Below are 19,695 nucleotides of genomic sequence, written 5' to 3' on the forward strand. Positions count from 1 at the left end.
TTTGCAAACCGCAACCAAAACGATAGAATCGTAAAATAGCAACACATGAAAAAATTAATTATCGTACTGCTTTTGAGCATAAGTTTTTCCGCCACAGCACAATCTAAAAGCGACTTGCAAAAGCATTATGAGGCCTTTTATCAAGAAATGAGAGTTCAAGGAGATGTAAACGGCGTAATTAGTGCGCTTACCCATCTTAATGTAATTGACCCTTCTGATCAGCGAAAAGACACCTTGGCATTCGTCTATGCGAACAATAATCAGCATATGCAGGCATTGAATACCATTGGTATTGAAAAGAAAGCAACAGATTCTGATATGGCCGTTCAGGTAAAAGCTATTTCATTAAAAGCTTTGGGCCAACCCAAGCGAGCATTAGAGCAATTTGAAGAACTTTTCAAAAGAACTCCTAACCCTTATTTGGCATATGAACTTGCTGATCTAAAGATTCAAACGGGAGCAAATTCTGAGGCTGTTACCAATATTGATTATGGAATGGCAAATGCAAAAGATGATATGAAATATGCTTTCTATGAGAGACAACAACCTTACGAGGTTCCTCTAAAAGCTGCATTTCTTCATTTAAAGGCACTTACTATTTATGATAACAATAGTGGTGATATAGATGCTGCAATAGCAAAAATAGATGAGGCTCTTGCTATAGACCCTAATTTTAACTTGGCTAGTTTAAGTAAACAAGCTCTTGAATCTAGAAAGAATCCGCCAGCGGTTGCAGAGCCTGAAAAGAAGCAATAAATTTATTTTCTGAAAGACATTTTTACCGCGCATAGCCACCAAGCTTTGCGCGGTTTTTTTTATAACCATCTGTTCATTTTAGTTTAACAATGACCCTTTATAAATATTGGAACTTTAAGCCCATCTTTAATAACCTTTAATCCAATACTTACGATGAAAAAACTAATGCTGCTCTGTGTAGGCCTTTGCCTCTTAAATTCTTGTGACTACATTGATGATTTTATAGGCGACACACCAGAACCAATTTCCGTTTCTCCAACAACAATCCTTAAGAATAATATTCAGTATCCCTTACCCCATTCCGTATTATCTACCATAAATAGCAACGTCGAAATCAGAAATGGTGGTTTTGGCTCTGGCGCTACGGCTCACCCTAACAATGAAGATGAGTTTTATGCCATTACTGATCGCGGACCGAATACTAACTTCTTAGAAGGGAAAAAATTTCCGGTTGCAGATTACACACCACGTATCGGACATTTTGCGGTAACAGCATCAGGAGAAATTACACTTCTACAGTCAATTCTTTTAAAAGACCCTTCTGGTAAATTAATTACGGGCATACCTAACCCTGAAGGAAAAGGAGCCACCGGAGAAATACCTTATGATGCTTCAGGAAATAAAATTGCTTTTGACGACTTCGGTTTAGATTCTGAGGGGATTGTAGCACTTAAGGATGGTACTTTTTGGGTTTCTGATGAGTACGGACCTCATATAGTTCATTACTCAGCTAACGGTGTTCAATTAGAACGGATATCTCCTACTGGAGTCAATGAAGGAACGGGAGACCGTAAATTGCCAGCTGTCTTTGCCAAAAGAAGAGCAAATAGGGGAATGGAAGGTCTTGCCATCACACCAGACGAAAAGACCTTGGTAGGCATTATGCAATCTACCCTGTACAACCCAGAGAAAATTCAATCTAACATCACACGTATTGTTACCTTTAATTTGGAAACAGGATACACAAAACAATTCGTTTACGTTCAGGAAGAAGCCAATCTTTCCAACTCAGAAATTACTGCCATTTCCAATACAGAGTTTTTAGTAGTAGAACGCGATGGTAAATTCGCCGGCGAGGAAGCTGCTCAAAAACACATTTATAAAATTAACCTAAGTGGAGCTACGGATATTAGTGGTATCAACCCAGAGGAAGAGTTTGGATTAATGATTGGTGATAAAACCATAGAACAAGCCACTCCAGAAGAATTAACTGCGGCTAATATTGTTCCCGTTCATAAAGAATTAGTGATTGACTTGGTAGCCGAATTAGGTTACCCTCACGATAAGCTAGAAGGCATATGGATTATGGACAACAATACGCTTGGTTTTATAAACGATGATGATTTTGCTGTGTCAGATAATGATGGAGACGGTGTTATAGAACAAAAAATATTACCAGGGAGCACAGACATAGATGCCAGTTCCTTGTATATGGTGAAAGCCAATTTTAAATAAACCTATCTTACCTAATACATATAGAAAGCGGCTTACCCATTCTGGTGTAGGTCGCTTTTATTCTTAGAAGTCTAAAATCAAATCCGTATCTAAAGTGTTATTCACTACAACGTTGAACTGGTTCCGGAAAGCATTATATGCTTCCATCATTTGAACAACAGATTCATGCGGGTCTATTCTATAAAATAAATCGCCCTTTACCTTAAGCATATAAGTTTTAAATACTTTTTGACGACTTTTTACCTGTGGAATATTGAATTCTTTGGGGTAGGTTGATTCTTCCAATTGGTTTTGCTTGGTAATCATTTCTTCTATGACCAGGCGTAAATCTTCCCTATTGGCAACCGTATGAAGCGCATCAAAACTAGTTTCAAAAGATGCAAATTCTATCCAATTGTCTAGAATAGCTTGTGCTTTTGGTTTTATTGGAAGCTTCTTTGCCCATTTTTCACTCCTTAATTCTTGGGCACTCGCATCCTCTACGACCAATTCTTGTTTCTGTTCTTTACAGGCTAGTGCCAATACGAGCATCAAACTAAAGAAAAAGATTCTTTTCATAAAGCGAATGTACAAATTTTAAGAAGCGCTATCTTTATTCCTCAATTCATTTAACGAGATATTAATGGAAAAATCTATTCTAATTATAGGTGCTTGTGGCCAAATAGGTACTGAGCTAACTATGGCGCTACGCGACACTTACGGCAATGAAAGTGTAATTGCCAGTGATATTCGTGAGGGTAATGAAAATTTGATGGATTCCGGCCCATTTGAGATTTTAGATGCCACGGATTATGATTCTCTTGAAGAGATTGTAGCCTATTATGAAATTACCGAAATCTACCTAATGGCAGCTATGTTGAGCGCTACAGCAGAAAAATTTCCTATGCGTGCTTGGAATTTGAATATGAATTCGCTCTTCAACGTCCTTAACCTAGCCAAAGAGAGAAAAATAGACAAAATATTCTGGCCTTCCAGTATTGCCGTTTTTGGACCTAACACACCAAAAGAAAACACTTTGCAGAGCACCATAATGGAACCAAGTACCGTCTACGGCATAAGTAAGCAATCAGGAGAACGCTGGTGCGATTATTACTTTCACAAGTTTGGAGTTGATGTACGGAGTATTCGTTATCCTGGGTTAATTAGTTGGAAAACCATGCCTGGTGGTGGAACTACAGATTATGCGGTAGAAATCTACCACAAAGCATTATCAAAAAAAGCATATACATGCTTTTTAAAAGAGGATACCGAATTACCTATGATGTTTATGGACGATGCCATTAAAGCCACTTTACAGCTAATGGAAACCGATTCCGAAAACGTAAAAGTTCGCTCTTCTTATAATCTATCGGCAATGAACTTTACGCCTTCTCAAATAGCGAAAAGCATTCAAAACCATATTCCCGATTTTAAAATGTCTTATGAACCAGATTTTCGTCAGGCAATAGCTGATTCTTGGCCTAGTAGCATTAATGATCAAGAAGCAAGACGTGATTGGGGTTGGAAAGCAGAATATGACCTCAAAAAAACCACGAAAGAGATGTTGGGAAATTTGGCTCCCTAAGTCAAAGACCCAACATTCTATCGTAATAAATTAAAAACCATTTAACCCAAAGTACAACCCGTCTACAGGCTAAAAAAGTTTTTAAAGTCACATCCCAAAAATGCTAGTTCTGTATCTAGCATTTTTGAAATGTTTAGTACTGTTATTTTTTTGCGTTGCGAACCTCATCAACTTGTTTGGAAACGATAATGAAATTAGACCGTCTGTTTTCCAAATGCTTTTGGTCACTACATTTTACGCCATTGGCACATTCATTCTTTAGTTGGTACTCCCCATAACCGTGGGCACTTTCAATTCTATCCGCATCAATACCTTTTGAAAGTAAGTAGCGTCTAGTAGACTTTGCCCTACTATCCGATAGCTCCAAATTATACGAATCAGAACCTCTGGCATCTGTATGTGATTCAATTTTAATCTTAATTTCAGGGAATGTTTCCATCGCAAAAAGCACCTTTTCCAGTTCTATTTCTGCCCTTGTAGTGATATCGGATTTATCGTACTCAAAATAGATGGGATTCACCTTAATTTTTTCCATATCACCATCTTTTTCTACCAAACTATCAAAAGGAGTTAAATACACTTTGTTATCCTTGGAAGGTGCTTCAGGATTTTCTCCTGTTTCAATAATTACGGTTTCTTTAGAAAATCCCGCTCTTGAAAAGACCAATGTATTTTTTTTATTACACGGAAGTATTATCTCATAATAACCGGAATCATCCGTTCTATAAATAGAAACTAATTCATCTACTGAATTTTTGAGTTCTACATTGGCATCTACAATAGGTTCGCCTGTTAGCTTGTTCAATACGTATCCTGAATACTCTAAACAATCTGTTGCTTTCACTTTTTCAAAGCGATAAATATCATCATCGCCTTTACCTCCAGAACGGTTAGAAGCAAAATATCCGTTACCCTTTTTATTTTCTCGTATGAATGAAAAGTCATCCATATTACTATTCAAAGGCTTGCCCATGTTAAGTGGTAAAGAATACTCGGTCTTAGAAGAAATTATTGAACCAAAAATATCCAATCCTCCAAGTCCGTAATGACTATCTGATGAAAAATACAACACCTCATTATTCACAAAAGGAAACATTTCTCTACCACGTGTGTTTATTGTAGAACCCAAGTTCATAGGGTCTGACAGTACATCTCCATCATTATTCAAGTCAACCACATAAATATCGCTTTCTCCGAATCCTCCTGGCATGTTAGACGTAAAATACAAATGTTTCCCGTCGGGACTTAGTGCCGGATGTCCACAAGAATACTCTTTACTGTTAAAACTCAACGAGGTTATATTAATAAGTTCATTATTATGTATCGTTCCCCTTAAGATTTGCATGTTAGACAAGCCATCATCATTGGCACTCAACTTGTTTTTCTTCTTAAGGTAATTGCGCGTAAAGTATACCGTTTGTCCGTCCCAAGAGAACGTCAAAGTTGCATCATGATAAGAAGATTCCAAATTTTCTAAATATTTTTCCGGAATGTAGTTTGAATTATTTGGCTTAGTAATATAGAGGTCTAAATAAGGCTGTTTGTTCCATGGATACAATTCTCCGTTAGACTTGACAGTATCTCTAGCCGAAGCGAAGATTAATCCATCGTTAAAAAACATAGGTCCAAAATCTGATTTTCTACTATTAAAAGGCAGATTCTTTGTGGTATATTTCTCTTTTTGACTTAGCATGCTATCCAAATGCTTTTTTTGAGACAACATCATGTTCAACCTATCTTCATCTGTATAAAAATCTCTTAACAATTCATCCGCCTTTTCATTCTGCATACTTGCTTTAAGGCTTTGTACTAATTTAATAATGTTGCCTTCGCCAACTTCCTTGCCCTTAATGCTATATAATTTCTCATACCACTTAACTGCTTCTTGATACCTGTTCATATTAAAATAGCTATCCGCCAAATGCTGAATAACATCTAGAGAAGGTCTTTTTTTCTCTGCCGCTAGATCGCTATATAAATCAATTGCTTTGTCAAATTTAAAATCTTCAAAATAGGCATTTGCTTTTTCTTCCTTACTCTGAGCAGTAACCATAAGGCATGTACCCATAAATATATATAGTACTAGTTTTTTCATGATTGTAGGTTTTTAGAAGAATCTAGGTGACAATGCTCTTTTCTTAGCATCAAATAGATTGTATTTGAGAATGATTTCGTGTGAACCGTCATTGTAACTTTCCAAGCCCGTTATAGAGTAATCATAAGAGTACCCTAAAAAGAAGCTTTTAGCAATATGAAGACCTGCCAAAGCACTAACGGCATCATTATAACGGTATGCCAAGCCCAATACCAAAGTTTCCTTTATCAAGAAATTTCCCGATACGTCTACAGTTATTGGAGCTCCTGCCACATGTTTGGTTAAAACAGCCGGTTTGAATTTTAAATTATCAGAAAGGTCCATAACATAACCTGCCATTAAATAATACTGACTTTTTCTATTGGTTACCATTTCTTGATCATCACTGTAAATTTGGGAATTCAAGAAATTATGGGTAGAGACCCCAACGTACCAATTGCTGCTATGAAAGTATGCTCCGGCGCCAAAAACTGGTCGGATTTTATTCAAGTTTTCAGCAAATATTGGATCTTGCCCATCTTGGTAAGTTCCTTTGGACCAGTCCACTTTTAGAACATCTATTCCCGCATTAATTCCCAAAGAGAGTTTTGTAAAATACCCAGTTGGTATCTCATACGAAAAAGTACCATTTACATCTAGGTCATTTGCAGCTCCAATATTATCGTTAACAATGGTAAGTCCTAGACCAACTCTCTCTCTCAATCTTCCCTGTACGGATAAAGATTGCGTCTCTGGAGCACCATCTATACCCACCCATTGTGAACGATGTAAAACAGTAGCTTCCAGAATACCTCTAGCCGAATAACCTGAATTCAATACCGCTGTATTATACATGTATTGTGTATACTGTGGAGGTTGTTGCCCATAAGCTGTATTCATATTAAAGGCAAGATAGCTGAGCATAACTATCTTTATAGTAGTGCAAAGTAATTTCATAATTGATAAAGGTTTGGTATGAATAGTTTAAAGCACAATGTGTTATCTGGCCAGTTGTAACCAGCCAACTAGGTTTCTTTCTAATTCCGGTATTTGAATAAAATAATAGTACGTTCCTGATGGCAAATGGTCTCCGTTGTTTAAAACGCTTTTTACATTTGCCGTACCATCCCAAGTATTGCGGTAGTCTGCGGTTTTATAAACGAGGTTGCCATTACGGTTATATATTTCTACAGTATTTGAATAATCTTCAATACATTGAACAGTAAAGAAATCATTGAAACCGTCATTATTAGGAGAAAATTCATTGAATACCTTTAGACAGAATTCTTCGCCCAGAACCATTCCACAAGTAGTTACCTCAACAGCAAGAAACATCATCTTATTTGGGCTACAGGTTGAATCATCTACGTAAGAAACATTAAGATCTGTATTGGTTAACTCCGTCCATGTTATGGTCACAAAATCATCTGTAGAAGTACCGCCTTCTGTAATTGTACCACCTACTACGGTCCAAGAGTAATCTTGTTTACCACTATTGGTAACGTAGGTGTACGAGCGGTTTTGACAAACTTTTACAGATTCTCCCATTAAGGCAATAGGAGAAGAACCATCATTAAACAAAGTAGTGGTTATCATTAAGCGCTCACTACTTTCGCAACCATTTTCAACAGCTGCCACATAATAGCTACGTCCATTTTCTATTGCTGAGGAAGGATCAATTGCATCTCCTCCTGAAGCGCTATCGTAGAAGACAACATTGGTTTGATCCGTCTGAATATCTGCCACCATTGGCGTATCGCTATCGCAAAAAGTTTGGTCTGTAGAATTTGTAGTTGGTGTTGGAACATCAACAACACTAACTTCTATCTGCACTCTTGCCAATATAGATGTAGGTATATCTAAAATTCCTGCAAAATAAACTTGGCCGTCCACCAAAGGTGTCTCAGCTGTTAATTGCAACCCATCTGTTAGGGCATCAAATAAAATTATATCTTCTAGACCTACTTGTAAATCTGCTACCGTAGCAAAATCAGAAGCGCAAAATACCGGTTGTACATCATCTATTAACAAATCAGGAAGGTCTACTAAAATCTCATCAGACACGGTACAAAGGACACCTTGTAGAAAAGCTTCGAGTGTATTATCTAAATCGGAAACTAAATCTAAAGCATCTACCTCTACGCTAAAAGAGGCATCTGCCGCTACTACACCATCATATAGTTTTCCGTTTACGGCTAAAGATATAGGCTCTCCTGGAATAACATCACCAGAAACAGTTCCGGTTACATCTACCGTATTGGTACCGTTAAAAATATCTAGCAAACCATCTAGACTAATCATAGGGTTTGAATCAATAGATATTGTTTTTGCAACGTCTAACACATTTACTTCAACAGATTGTAAATCTCCCGAAGCGTTCTCGCAACCTGCTAAATCATCTTTTACAGATACATAATAATTGTAAGGTCCACCTGCTTCGGTAAGTCCGGTTATGGTCATTACACCATTGTCATCTATTTCATAAGTGACATTGCCAGACACCATGCCGTCTGTAATTTCAGTGGTCTTATTTGCATCTAAATACCATGAAAAAGTACCATCAATAGAACTTGACGGAACAAGCACTACATTGTTTGATGAACAAATAGCATTCTCATTACCTAAAACAGTAATATCTGCGGCAGTTGGTATAGGTTCTACATTCACTTCAACTTCAGTTCGTGGTGATTCCTGAGCGCATCCTATTTCAGCAGAAGCTACATAATAGGTAGTATCCGAATTTAAAATTGGCGTAGCAAAAGCATCACCTGAATTTGTAGTTGCTAATAAATTCCCGTTTTCCGCGGCATCATACCATCTTAGCTCAACGTTGTTGGCGTTTTGAACTTCTGCTGTAATAGTAGTACTTGAACCAGCACAGATATTTAAATCATCTGCCGTAGAAGTGATTTCTGGTGTTGCAGGTGCCCTATAAACATCAAAAATTCTAATATGTTGATCAATACCAACACCTACTAAAGATGATAACTGCACCGTTACTCTATCAACGGGAGTTGCGGGGTCAAAATCTATAATGACTGTTTCGCCACTTTGTAATATACCTAATAAGTCTGAATCTAATAAATTAGATAAATTCTCCGAAAACACCGGTGCATCTGCTCCATTTTGACCTATTACTTCTATTGAATTAGTAATATCTAATTGCAATAAAGACGGGTCTATTCCAATCTCTACGTAATAATTATCATTTGTATCATCTGCACTATTAAAATAGATAGTCTGCTCAACATCTGCTGCAACATCTATAATTCCAAGACCTAACTTAGAAAAGGTACTTCTATCTCCATCTATGGCCAAATCTGGGTTTGTTACCCCGGCTCCACCTAGATCCAGTAAGTCTATTGAAATACCATTACCACTATAAGAAGTATAATCAGGTGCACCGCAAGGTGTATCTCCATCTCCATAAAAAACTCCATAGACATCTAAGTCACGTTCTTGACCTAATCCTATTAATGACCCCATGCTATTCGTTAAGCGTACTCTGTCATACGGACTAGATGGAGTTAAGGCAAGAAAGTAATCTCCGTTTTTATCCATAATAACTCGTGCCTCATCAGATGAAAAAGCATTTGCAGCACTAGAGTTGGCCTGCTGTACTACATTGGTATTATTAAGAGTTTCTACAGAAAATTCCTGATTACCAATTAGCACAACACCAGTAATATCAGAAAGTAAACCGCCTAAGCTGCCGCCCAATAAACTTGAAAGTATATCCTCTTCAGAATCAACTTTAATATAACTAGTGGTGTTTGCAGGTAAAGTCGTTGGATAAGTAAGTTCCAAATGACCATCATAAGCACCAAGACCTAAAGCTAAACCCGAGTTAGCCCGGATGGTTGCATTGGTCGTTAAATCGGAATCAATGGCATTGTTGGATAGGTCTACTTGATCTTCGCTTGAAACGGCATCAGCATATACTTTGTCTTGCGCGTGTGTAAGAGCGCAAAAAAACATTAATAAACATATAAAATTTTGCTTTAGAGTAGTTTTACGTATCATAGGCAAACAATTGTAGGTTAAGTCCTATAAAAAACAGGGTTCGCCTACTATTTATTGTCTATGCTATTATATACCTTCGGTAAAATGTCATTTTTTTCGATGAACGGTAATATTCAAAACAAAATACAGTTTTAGACTACATTTAATCGATTAAAATATTACAATAGCATATGATTTAGATTTACACTCGCATTCCTGCTATTAATTCTATATAGATGCAGTAGCATATAGAGACTATAAAAAAAATAACCTCCTACTTCATACGAAATAGGAGGTCAGAATTTTGTAATTAACTAAGAACTAATTCAGTACTATTATCTTATTGGAAAAATAATTGAGTAAAGTAAAGAACACCGTTCTCATCTGCAGTAACACTAACCGCTGTATATTTAAAGTTACCTTCCATTACTTTCTTGTGCGTTGGGCTATTTTTCCAAGCTTCAAGAATATCATCAGCATTTGTATAATCCATACCTAAGTTTTCAGAAACGAAATCGGCATTTGCTTCCTCAGATAATTTAGAAGCTCTTTTATCAAAATTATCATGGCTGATAATACCTTCAGAAATCATATACTCGTTATGAGAATTTGCATAACCGTAAGCAACACCACTAAACTCTACTGCATTAAGACCAACTGAAACTCTATAATCATTTACAACATCTATAACGTCTTGTTCTATAGCAGAAATCGTTACTTCTTCATTTGTAGTTGCAACAGCCTTGTACAAATCATCTTCTTCAGTAGTAGAAGTTGAACACGAAGTCATTAAAGTTGCAAGTGCAATAAGAATTAAAATGTTGAATCGTACCATAGTTGAAATCTGTTTTTTGTAATTCGTTTCCTCTATTTATGAACGGTACATTGTAGGGTGCCTGAGGAAATTCTATTAAACGGTAAGTTTTACTCGTTAAAGTGTAAAAAACTGTAAGTCAATAAGATAAAACCTAAAATAATCGATTTTACATCGGATAAATGATGTACTCTACCGATGATTTTACACTTAAACGGGGAAAGAAATGCGTTAGGCGATGGCACTAAAACCTGAGTATCGGTAAGGCACAACTAATAGCAGATGAAAGACACTTTTTTTGAAAATCGCATGTTTTTATCCTGTAAGAAGACAATCTTCATTGAATTGATAAAACTGGCCTAATATTTATAAAAAATATCTTCTCTGGAATGCAAAATGCGATTGCCATCTACTTATCAGTAGCGACAATCGCATTATACTTTACTATTGGATTAACCTTTGTACCTATATAATAGGATTAGATACTAAATCTCAACTTTTTCTCAATAGCCACAATCATTTCGTTAGCTATATCTTTACCTGTAGCATTTTCAATTCCCTCAAGACCCGGTGAAGAGTTTACCTCTAACAATAACGGTCCTTTGTTTGAACGAATAATATCTACACCAGCTACTGCAAGGTTAAGGACCTTTGCAGCTTTCTGTGCCAGTTTACGCTCTTCCGAGGTAATCTTAATTATAGAAGCCTTACCACCTTGGTGAATGTTAGCCCTAAACTCACCCTTTTCTGCCTGACGTTGCATTGATGCCACCACTTTTCCGTTTACTACGAAACAGCGAATATCCTGCCCATTGGCTTCTTTAATGAACTCTTGCACCAAAATGTTAGTATTCACACTTTTGAACGCATTAATTACACTCTCCGCAGCCTTATTCGTTTCTGCTAGCACCACTCCTTTACCTTGGGTGCTTTCCAACAATTTAATAATAAGTGGAGCACCGTTTACCATTTTAATAAGGTCTTTGGTATCCATTGGAGATTTTGCAAAACCTGTAATTGGTATATGTATGTCATTCTTAGAGAACAACTGCGATGCAAAAAGTTTGTCTCTAGACTGTGTAATAGCTTCAGCGGTATTTTGGCAATACACCCCAAGATTATCAAACTGTCTGATCAAAGCACAACCATAGAACGTAACCGATGGTTTAATTCTAGGAATAACTGCATCAAAAGCATTTAGAATATTTCCCCCTCTGTACCGTATTTCAGGTGAGTGGGCATCTAACTTCATATATGCATGTTCTACGTTAAGAAAAACAATTTCGTGTCCGCGAGCTTCAGCCGCTTCTATAATACGTTTATTACTATATAGGTTAGGGTTACTAGCAAGTAATGCTATTTTAAGACCCGACTTTTCCTTAAAATAAGGAGCATACATTTTGTTTACAGCCTCATCATCAAAATCTTGAATTTGATAGTTTAATGCCGGGTTTACAATATACCGTTCATTAATAGCCTCTCTACCTAACAGCATACGAAACTCCATAGTATCGCGGTTTGCCAAGGTAAGTTCTACTTCAAAAGTATCTTCTCCTATACTAACAGGCGTACGTACCACCAAACGTTCTTCAGAAATACCAGAAGAACTTTTTACCATTCTACGGTCTACTAATCTAGCTTGGCAAGGTATAGCTATACTCCTATTCTCTTGTAAAGGGCTCACCTCAAACTTTACCCATTCTTGGGTGCCCTTCATAATAATTTTAATATTGGTTGCTTGTATAGAGGATGTTTTAGCTCCTGAATCTACCCTTGCCTTTATGGCTGGAATACCCAGGTTCTCAAACACACACCATTCTTCACTACCTATAATCTTTAAGTCTGTCAAACTATACTTTTTTTCTAAGTTCAAATATATCTTTTCTTCTATCTTTTAAATTGCGTACTGCCCCAAATTGATTGAGTTCTCGCAATAAATCGATATCTACATCAGCAATTAAAATCATCTCCGTATTTGGTGTGGCTTCTGCCTTTATACCATTTGTTGGAAATGAAAAATCGCAAGGTGTAAATACCATGGATTGAGCAAACTGTATGTCCATGTTCTGAACATTTGGCAAGTTGCCTACACTACCTGCGATAGCCACATAGCATTCATTTTCAATTGCTCTTGCCTGAGCGCAATGTCGTACTCTTGAGTACCCGTTTTGCGTATCGGTCAAGAAAGGAACGAATAATATGTCCATTCCTTCATCTGCCAATAAACGGCTTAACTCTGGAAATTCCGAATCGTAACATATTAAAATTCCGATTTTACCACAATCCGTATCAAAAGCCTTTAATTGATTCCCGCCTTGCATACCCCAAACTTTAGCTTCGTCTGGTGTTACATGCAGCTTTTCATAACGTTCCATACTACCATCTCTTCTACACAAATAACCAACGTTGTATAGACGTCCATCAATCATTTCGGGCATACTCCCGGTAATGATATTGATGTTGTACGAAATAGAAAATTCCGAAAATTTCTGTACAATAGCATCCGTATGTTTAGCTAACTCACGAATAGCATCTGGCGTAGACAAATGATTGTCCTTTGCCATTAAAGGTGCATTAAAAAACTCCGGAAACAATGCAAAATCTGACCGATAACCAGATACGGCATCAATAAAATACTCAGCCTGTTGCAACAATTCTTCCAAATCCTTATACGGACGCATCTGCCATTGTATAAGTCCTAAACGTATAACCGTCTTTTTAGCCGAAGCTTTTTTAGATGGTTTTTGGTAGTAAATATTATCCCATTCCATTAAGATAGCAAAGTCACTAGAAGCTTTATCACCTTCCAAATAACCCTTCATAACCTTGGCAGGGTGAAAATCGTTGCTAATCTGAAAGTTTAATACAGGATCGGCAATCTCTTTTCTACGCACTTTGGCTATATACTCTTTTGGAGTAAGCTCATCCATATATTTATGGAAATTGGGCATTCTACCTCCAAAAGCAATACTCTTAAGGTTTAGCTTTTCACACAATTCCTTTCGGTAATCGTACAAACGCCTTCCTAATCTAAGACCACGGAACTGAGGCTTTATAAAAACCTCAACACCATAAAGCACATCTCCTTCATCATTATGCGTGGAAAAAGAATAGTTACCTGTAATCTGCTCATAGGTATGCTCATCATCAAAACTATCATAGTCTACGATAATGGACAGGGCCACACCGGCTAACTGTCCATTGATCTTAATAACTACCTGACCCTCTGGAAATTTATCGATTAGCGATTTTATATGCTCCTCTTTCCAATACGATCCGGGCATATTAGTATATGCAGAAATCATGGCGCTTTTAAGCTCTTGATAATCATCAAGGTCTAAAAACTTTAATTCTATATTTTCTATTTCTTCTATTTTCATTGAATGGACCTTAAATAATTAGTATCTCTATCAACAAAACCTTGGAATAGAACAAGGGATTTCTTAGCCTGAATACCAAGCACAGAAAGGTTCATTACAAACCTGATAACAATATTATTCATCGTCATCTTGAGCCATATCTTCTGGGTCTGGCTCGCCCACTGCTTCTGGATCATCATCTTCAAAATCTTCATAATCGTCTTCATCATAATTCTCCATGGTATACTCAAGCTTTGCACTGATCTTTACCAAATATTTGGTGTCTTCGGTCAATACTTCAACTGCTTCAATACGTTCGCCACTGGCGTTTCTGAAAGAAATGATATTTCTATCATCATACCCATCTGGGTAAGCTGCTACCAAAAGTTTTAATACTTCTGGCGTTAATTTTTTAAAGTCTACTATGACGCGCTTTAAATTTGAGGTGTCTCGTTTATTGCTCATAAGTCAAGAAGATATGCAAATATTAATGGTGCAACAATAGTTGCATCGCTTTCAATAATAAACTTAGGAGTATCAATATCTAGTTTACCCCAAGTAATTTTTTCGTTTGGTACCGCACCTGAGTACGAACCATAACTTGTAGTTGAATCACTGATCTGGCAGAAATAGCTCCAGAAAGGTGTATCGGTTCTTTCCATATCTTGGTAAAGCATTGGCACTACACAGATAGGAAAATCTCCTGCTATACCACCACCAATTTGAAAGAAACCAATTCCGTTCTCAGAATTATCTGTGTACCAATCTGCTAAAAAGGTCATATACTCAATACCAGATTTAACGGTACTAGCTTTCAACTCACCTTTTAACACGTATGAAGCAAAAATATTACCCATAGTACTGTCTTCCCAACCTGGGCAAACAATAGGAAGGTTTTTTTCCGCGGCAGCGTACATCCAAGAGTCTTTTAAATCAATCTCATAATGCTCTTCAAGAACACCGGAAAGCAACATCTTGTACATATACTCATGCGGCAAATAACGCTCGCCTTTTGCCTCGGCATCTTTCCATATTTTAACTATATGCTCTTGCAACCTTCTAAAAGCTTCCTCCTCAGGAATACAAGTATCCGTCACACGGTTAAGTCCCTTTTCAAGTAAAGCCCACTCATCCTTAGGAGTTAAATCACGGTAGTTAGGTACACGTTTGTAATGTGAATGTGCTACCAAGTTCATGATATCTTCCTCAAGGTTGGCACCAGTACATGATATAATTTGCACCTTATCCTGGCGAATCATTTCGGCAAAAATCTTACCTAATTCAGCCGTACTCATGGCACCAGCTAACGAAACAAGCATTTTAGAACCTTTGTTCAATTGTGCTTCGTAGCCTTTTGCGGCATCCACCAAAGCAGCTGCATTAAAGTGCAAGTAGTACTTTTCTATAAATTCTGAAATTGCTCCTTTAGTCTTCATCATCTTCAAATTTTGAACCGTTGTTAGCAGATTTGCTATCTACATCGTAAGTGTTATCGTAATCGTCATCTGCTGCCTCACCCATAAATTTATAGCTAAGCATTTTATAATACAATTTTGCCGCCAAGAAATCAGAAGATTTTTCTGATGGATTTGGACAAAGCTCTACAATATCAAAACCAACTACGTTCTTTTCCTCAAATACCTGTTTTAAAAACTCTAAGGTCTCATACCAGAAAAGGCCGCCTGGTTCAGGAGTACCTGTAGAAGGCATAATAGATGGGTCAAAAGCATCAAGATCAAATGTGATCAACACATTGTCTGTCATTGCTTCAATTACTTTATCCATCCAGTATTCATCTTGGGCCATGTCATGTGCGAAAAATGTTTTCTCCTCATCCATAAACGTCCGCTCAATAGCATCCATAGAACGGATACCTACTTGAATAAGATTCGTAGTCTGGCTAGCTTCATGAACTGCACAGGCATGATTGTACTTAGTACCTTCATACGACTCACGCAAATCTGCATGGGCATCAATCTGCAAAACTGTCAAATTATCAAAACACTCATTAAAGGCACGAATGGTACCAATAGAAATGGAATGCTCACCACCAAACAAGGTAACAAATTTGTTACGCTTAATATACTTTTTGGTTCTTTTATGAACGGCATTTACTACCGCTTCTGGCGAACTATTTTCGGTTATGGCTTCGGCTAAGTGAATGCCTTGCTCATAAACCTCGGTATTGGTCTCTATATCATAAAGCTCCATATTCTCCGAAGCTTCTAGAAATGCCTGAGGACCTTTATCGGCTCCTTTACCCCAAGTACTTGTTCCATCGTAAGGCACAGGTATTAAAATGACCTTTGCCGTTTCTAACTGTGCGAATTTATCGGGGATACCCGCATAATTCTTTGTTGTGCTCATCTTAATTAAGTGAATTTGATATGTTTGATGTAATTGTATTTGCGACAATATTATCGCTGCCGTCATTGGCTGGTTTTTTCTTTTCGTAACCCAAAATGCTTAGTAAGTCTTCTGCCTTTTGTTGCTGACTAAAAACCTCATAAGTAAGATTGCCATTGGCATCTTTATCTATTAAGATATGTTTGGGTTGTGGGATCAAACAGTGCTGCAAACCGCCAAAACCACCTATGGTCTCTTGGTAAGCTCCTGTATTAAAAAAGCCTATATACAAAGGTTTATCCCGTTTATATTTGGGTAAATAAATGGCGTTCATGTTCTGCTCGCTATTGTAATAATCATCACTATCGCAAGTTAGCCCTCCTAATAAAACACGCTCGTACTCATCGTTCCAACGGTTTATAGGCAACATAATAAAACGCTTGTTAATAGCCCAAGTGTCTGGTAACGTGGTAATGAAAGATGAATCTATCATATTCCATTTTTCACGGTCGTTCTGTTGTTTTTGGTAAAGGATTTCATAAATGGCCCCACCACTCTCACCAACTGTGAAGCTTCCGAATTCAGTAAAAATATTTGGCACAGGTACATCTGCCTCTTGACACGTAATATTGATTTGATTTAAAATCTCATCAATCATATACTGATAATCGTATTCAAAAGCCAAAGAGTTTTTGATAGGAAAACCTCCGCCAATATTTAAGCTATCCAAAGAGGGGCACATCTTCTTTAAACGAGTGTATACCTTTAGACATTTTACAAGTTCGTTCCAGTAATAAGCGTTATCACGAATACCGGTATTGATGAAGAAATGAAGCATCTTAAGCTCTACCTTATCATTATCCTTAATCTGGTTTTCGTAAAAAGGTACAATATTCTTGTACCCAATACCCAAACGAGAGGTATAGAATTCAAATTTTGGCTCTTCTTCTGAAGCTATACGAATACCAATCTTATAAGTGTCTTCGATAACATCAGACAATAGGTCTATTTCTTCGTAGTTATCAATTATTGGAATGCAATTGCGATGACCGTTATTAATAAGCCTTGCAATATTCTCAATATATTGGTCGCGTTTAAAGCCGTTACAAATAACGTAAGCATCGTCTTTTAATTTGCCGTCTTTTTTCAGTTGCTCTACTATATTAATATCAAAAGCAGAAGAAGTTTCAATATGAATATCGTTCTTAAGCGTTTCATGTAAAATATGCTGAAAATGAGAACTTTTAGTACAATAGCAATAGTGGTACTTGCCCTTATACTCATTCTTTATGATAGAGTTTGCAAACCAATTCTTTGCCCTAGCAATATTCTCGGATATTTTAGGCAAATAGGTGAATTTTAACGGGCTACCATATTTCTCTACCAACTCTTGAAGCGGTATGTTGTGAAATTTTAAATGCTCGTTCTCAAGAGTAAACTCTTCTTGAGGGAAAAAGTAAGTTTGATCGATTAAATCGATATATTTATTGTTCATCGTGAATTCTTGTGAATGAAAATCGGGATATTTTTTAACTAATGTGTGCTCTATAAGTTATGAAATTGTTACCGATGGTATCATATAAGAATTTGTTCCTGAGTAGTAGGAATGAAAAAGTATATGTGCTGGCTTTGCACAATAGATGTAGAAAAATCGGAAGTTAGCTTTAAAATTCGGCGGCCCATCTGATGGGTTGCTATGAGATTTGACTTCCTAATCTCCCATAGCCCGAACATAGAAACACATTGCATGTTGTTCAGCTAAAAGCTCTTAATGCCTTTAGTTTTATATTGCTAAAGACAGGACAAATGAAAACAAAAAAAATGTAAAAACAAGCGTTTTCAGAGAAATTACGACAAAACGCAAAAAAAAGTTTTCTCACTAGAAATAATAATACAAAATATTCTGTAATTACCTTATTTTTAAGGTATTAAAATGCAAATAAAAAATGAAAAACAGCATCACATTCTCCTCAAAAAGCATGGTCATATGCCTCTTTTTGATCGTAACAAATTTAATGCAAGCCCAACTACCATCAGAAACCTACTTTTCTGAAGAGAGCGTTGATGAAAAAAGTGTCGTTCATGAGCTTCATATAATTGATGATTACCTAACTCATACCATTTATGAAAAAAATCCAGCTCGGTTTATTATGACCCGTGGAGGTTTTGTAAAAATTGAAGAAAACCGACTAGTCGTTCTTTTAGAATTCAATTCTAATTATGAAAATGACCAACTGAGAATACTTAGTATCCCCTTTGAGGAAAAGGAAGATGAGCTTATCCTTGATATGAAAACTAAAAAATCATTTAAACCAGCTCCTTTACTTACCCAAGACTTAGATGGTAAATGGCTTTTTGCCACCCGTGGCCCAGATGAAGACCAAGAACGAAGAGGAGAAGAAAATCCTAGAAAAACGCTGAAAATATTAAAAGATGGTCGTTTCCAATGGATTGCCTACCAAACCGAAACAATGAAATTCTCTGGAACCGGAGGCGGTTCATTTACATCAGAAGATGGAAAATACACGGAAAATATTGAATTTTTCTCTAAAGATGATTCACGAGTTGGAGCTACTTTAAAGTTCAATTACGACCTAAAAGAAAACGATTGGCATCATACCGGAAAAAACAGTAAAGGAGAACCTATGTACGAGATTTGGACAAAGAGAAAGGATTAAAATTATTGTGGTTGAACAATACATGCTAATATTAAGTTATCAACAGTTTTTGTGATAAAAATTTCATAATTGATTAAAAAGTACACAATGTAAGCCTTCATGCTCCGTTATAAACGGACAAGCATAATAATGATGCCATGAACCCCCTTACGAAAGAACAGAAAGAACAGATCGAGAAACTTAAAGCTAAACTAGAAGAAAATAAAAAAAGGATAAACGAATTGGTTAAAAAGTTCGATGTCTATGAAATCTAGAGAGAAGCTTTGAAGGATTTCCACGTTAGTATAAATCCAACTTTATCCATTTTAAGAATTCACTATCAAAATAGGCACTTTTGTTTTGTGTCTAACAGCATCTAAAGTAGTCCCAAAGATTACATCCTTGATTCCTTTATGGCCATGAACGCCCATAACCAGAAAATCTATTTCTTCATCCTTAACTATTCTGGCAATTTCATGAGGAGCATTTCCAAATCCTATTTTATCTTTTGCTTCATACCCCAATTGTTCAAGTCTTTTTTCGTACTTCTCTAGACCGTCAATATCCTCTTTCGTCTCATGATTTGAAGTAAACTATTACAGCAGCACTCAATATAGCCCCCTTTTAACACAAAAAAAACTTGCCTGTAGTTAATAGCTATAATCCAT

At 36.7% G+C, this 19,695-nt stretch carries 16 protein-coding genes; 4 read left to right on the plus strand and 12 right to left on the minus strand.

Annotated features, from left to right (window positions below; all coding sequences use genetic code 11):
* The first annotated feature begins 45 nt into the window (after window positions 1-45).
* Both IWB64_RS04540 and IWB64_RS04545 read left to right on the plus strand, forming a co-directional pair.
* Window positions 46-756: a tetratricopeptide repeat protein gene (locus IWB64_RS04540; RefSeq protein ID WP_194532877.1), complete on the plus strand. Its 711-nt coding sequence runs from the start codon at window positions 46-48 to the stop codon at window positions 754-756.
* A 153-nt stretch (window positions 757-909) separates the two neighbouring features.
* Window positions 910-2,211: an esterase-like activity of phytase family protein gene (locus IWB64_RS04545; RefSeq protein ID WP_194532878.1), complete on the plus strand. Its 1,302-nt coding sequence runs from the start codon at window positions 910-912 to the stop codon at window positions 2,209-2,211.
* A 63-nt stretch (window positions 2,212-2,274) separates the two neighbouring features.
* On the opposite strand, the gene IWB64_RS04550 is transcribed toward IWB64_RS04545, so the two are convergent.
* On the minus strand, window positions 2,275-2,769 hold the full coding sequence (locus IWB64_RS04550) for a hypothetical protein (RefSeq protein ID WP_194532879.1): 495 nt from the start codon (window positions 2,767-2,769) through the stop codon (window positions 2,275-2,277).
* 64 nt (window positions 2,770-2,833) lie between these two features.
* Between IWB64_RS04550 and IWB64_RS04555 the strand changes: the two genes are divergently transcribed.
* Entirely contained in the window at window positions 2,834-3,775 is a 942-nt protein-coding gene (locus IWB64_RS04555; RefSeq protein WP_194532880.1) for an NAD-dependent epimerase/dehydratase family protein, read from the plus strand.
* A 142-nt stretch (window positions 3,776-3,917) separates the two neighbouring features.
* On the opposite strand, the gene IWB64_RS04560 is transcribed toward IWB64_RS04555, so the two are convergent.
* The 10 genes from IWB64_RS04560 to IWB64_RS04605 all read right to left on the minus strand — a co-directional run bounded on the left by IWB64_RS04560 (window position 3,918) and on the right by IWB64_RS04605 (window position 17,865).
* Window positions 3,918-5,870, minus strand: a complete 1,953-nt coding sequence (locus IWB64_RS04560; protein WP_194532881.1) for an OmpA family protein — start codon at window positions 5,868-5,870, stop codon at window positions 3,918-3,920.
* A gap of 12 nt (window positions 5,871-5,882) precedes the next feature.
* The gene (locus IWB64_RS04565) at window positions 5,883-6,806 is read right to left on the minus strand and encodes a PorP/SprF family type IX secretion system membrane protein (RefSeq protein WP_194532882.1); all 924 of its coding nucleotides are present in this window, start codon (window positions 6,804-6,806) and stop codon (window positions 5,883-5,885) included.
* A 42-nt stretch (window positions 6,807-6,848) separates the two neighbouring features.
* Window positions 6,849-9,827, minus strand: coding sequence for an Ig-like domain-containing protein (locus IWB64_RS04570; protein ID WP_226975806.1), 2,979 nt, complete (start codon window positions 9,825-9,827; stop codon window positions 6,849-6,851).
* Window positions 9,828-10,191: 364 nt separating this feature from the next.
* Entirely contained in the window at window positions 10,192-10,686 is a 495-nt protein-coding gene (locus IWB64_RS04575) for a CAP domain-containing protein (protein ID WP_194532884.1), read from the minus strand.
* Window positions 10,687-11,143: 457 nt separating this feature from the next.
* Complete coding sequence (gene rimK, locus IWB64_RS04580; RefSeq protein ID WP_194532885.1) at window positions 11,144-12,514, minus strand: 30S ribosomal protein S6--L-glutamate ligase; 1,371 nt, start codon at window positions 12,512-12,514, stop codon at window positions 11,144-11,146.
* Between the two features lies 1 nt (window position 12,515).
* Window positions 12,516-14,045, minus strand: a complete 1,530-nt coding sequence (locus tag IWB64_RS04585) for a bifunctional GNAT family N-acetyltransferase/carbon-nitrogen hydrolase family protein (protein ID WP_155595068.1) — start codon at window positions 14,043-14,045, stop codon at window positions 12,516-12,518.
* Window positions 14,046-14,159: 114 nt separating this feature from the next.
* A complete protein-coding gene (locus IWB64_RS04590) occupies window positions 14,160-14,489 on the minus strand; it encodes a hypothetical protein (protein WP_194532886.1) in 330 nt (109 codons plus the stop codon).
* Window positions 14,486-15,460, minus strand: coding sequence for a deoxyhypusine synthase family protein (locus tag IWB64_RS04595; protein ID WP_155595554.1), 975 nt, complete (start codon window positions 15,458-15,460; stop codon window positions 14,486-14,488). The genes IWB64_RS04590 and IWB64_RS04595 overlap by 4 nt, the downstream gene beginning before the upstream one ends.
* On the minus strand, window positions 15,450-16,391 hold the full coding sequence (gene speB / locus IWB64_RS04600; RefSeq protein ID WP_194532887.1) for an agmatinase: 942 nt from the start codon (window positions 16,389-16,391) through the stop codon (window positions 15,450-15,452). Before speB ends, IWB64_RS04595 begins: the two co-directional genes overlap by 11 nt.
* Window position 16,392: 1 nt before the next feature.
* Window positions 16,393-17,865 (minus strand): arginine decarboxylase, encoded by a 1,473-nt coding sequence (locus IWB64_RS04605; RefSeq protein ID WP_194532888.1) that lies wholly within the window; start codon window positions 17,863-17,865, stop codon window positions 16,393-16,395.
* Window positions 17,866-18,316: 451 nt separating this feature from the next.
* Here IWB64_RS04605 and IWB64_RS04610 point away from each other — a divergent pair, with 451 nt between their 5' ends.
* The gene (locus IWB64_RS04610; RefSeq protein ID WP_194532889.1) at window positions 18,317-19,048 is read left to right on the plus strand and encodes a hypothetical protein; all 732 of its coding nucleotides are present in this window, start codon (window positions 18,317-18,319) and stop codon (window positions 19,046-19,048) included.
* Between the two features lie 305 nt (window positions 19,049-19,353).
* On the opposite strand, the gene IWB64_RS04615 is transcribed toward IWB64_RS04610, so the two are convergent.
* Window positions 19,354-19,590, minus strand: coding sequence for a universal stress protein (locus IWB64_RS04615; RefSeq protein WP_194535807.1), 237 nt, complete (start codon window positions 19,588-19,590; stop codon window positions 19,354-19,356).
* Between the last annotated feature and the right edge of the window lie 105 nt (window positions 19,591-19,695).

It is taken from the genome of Zobellia nedashkovskayae (assembly GCF_015330125.1).
Taxonomy (GTDB): domain Bacteria; phylum Bacteroidota; class Bacteroidia; order Flavobacteriales; family Flavobacteriaceae; genus Zobellia; species Zobellia nedashkovskayae.

Coding starts and splice junctions, on each gene's coding strand:
- IWB64_RS04540 (WP_194532877.1), top strand. CDS start 46: ATGAAAAAATTAATTATCGTACTGCTTTTGAGCATAAGTTTTTCCGCC.
- IWB64_RS04545 (WP_194532878.1), top strand. CDS start 910: ATGAAAAAACTAATGCTGCTCTGTGTAGGCCTTTGCCTCTTAAATTCT.
- IWB64_RS04550 (WP_194532879.1), bottom strand. CDS start 2,769: ATGAAAAGAATCTTTTTCTTTAGTTTGATGCTCGTATTGGCACTAGCC.
- IWB64_RS04555 (WP_194532880.1), top strand. CDS start 2,834: ATGGAAAAATCTATTCTAATTATAGGTGCTTGTGGCCAAATAGGTACT.
- IWB64_RS04560 (WP_194532881.1), bottom strand. CDS start 5,870: ATGAAAAAACTAGTACTATATATATTTATGGGTACATGCCTTATGGTT.
- IWB64_RS04565 (WP_194532882.1), bottom strand. CDS start 6,806: ATGAAATTACTTTGCACTACTATAAAGATAGTTATGCTCAGCTATCTT.
- IWB64_RS04570 (WP_226975806.1), bottom strand. CDS start 9,827: ATGTTTTTTTGCGCTCTTACACACGCGCAAGACAAAGTATATGCTGAT.
- IWB64_RS04575 (WP_194532884.1), bottom strand. CDS start 10,686: ATGGTACGATTCAACATTTTAATTCTTATTGCACTTGCAACTTTAATG.
- IWB64_RS04585 (WP_155595068.1), bottom strand. CDS start 14,045: ATGAAAATAGAAGAAATAGAAAATATAGAATTAAAGTTTTTAGACCTT.
- IWB64_RS04590 (WP_194532886.1), bottom strand. CDS start 14,489: ATGAGCAATAAACGAGACACCTCAAATTTAAAGCGCGTCATAGTAGAC.
- IWB64_RS04595 (WP_155595554.1), bottom strand. CDS start 15,460: ATGAAGACTAAAGGAGCAATTTCAGAATTTATAGAAAAGTACTACTTG.
- speB (WP_194532887.1), bottom strand. CDS start 16,391: ATGAGCACAACAAAGAATTATGCGGGTATCCCCGATAAATTCGCACAG.
- IWB64_RS04605 (WP_194532888.1), bottom strand. CDS start 17,865: ATGAACAATAAATATATCGATTTAATCGATCAAACTTACTTTTTCCCT.
- IWB64_RS04610 (WP_194532889.1), top strand. CDS start 18,317: ATGAAAAACAGCATCACATTCTCCTCAAAAAGCATGGTCATATGCCTC.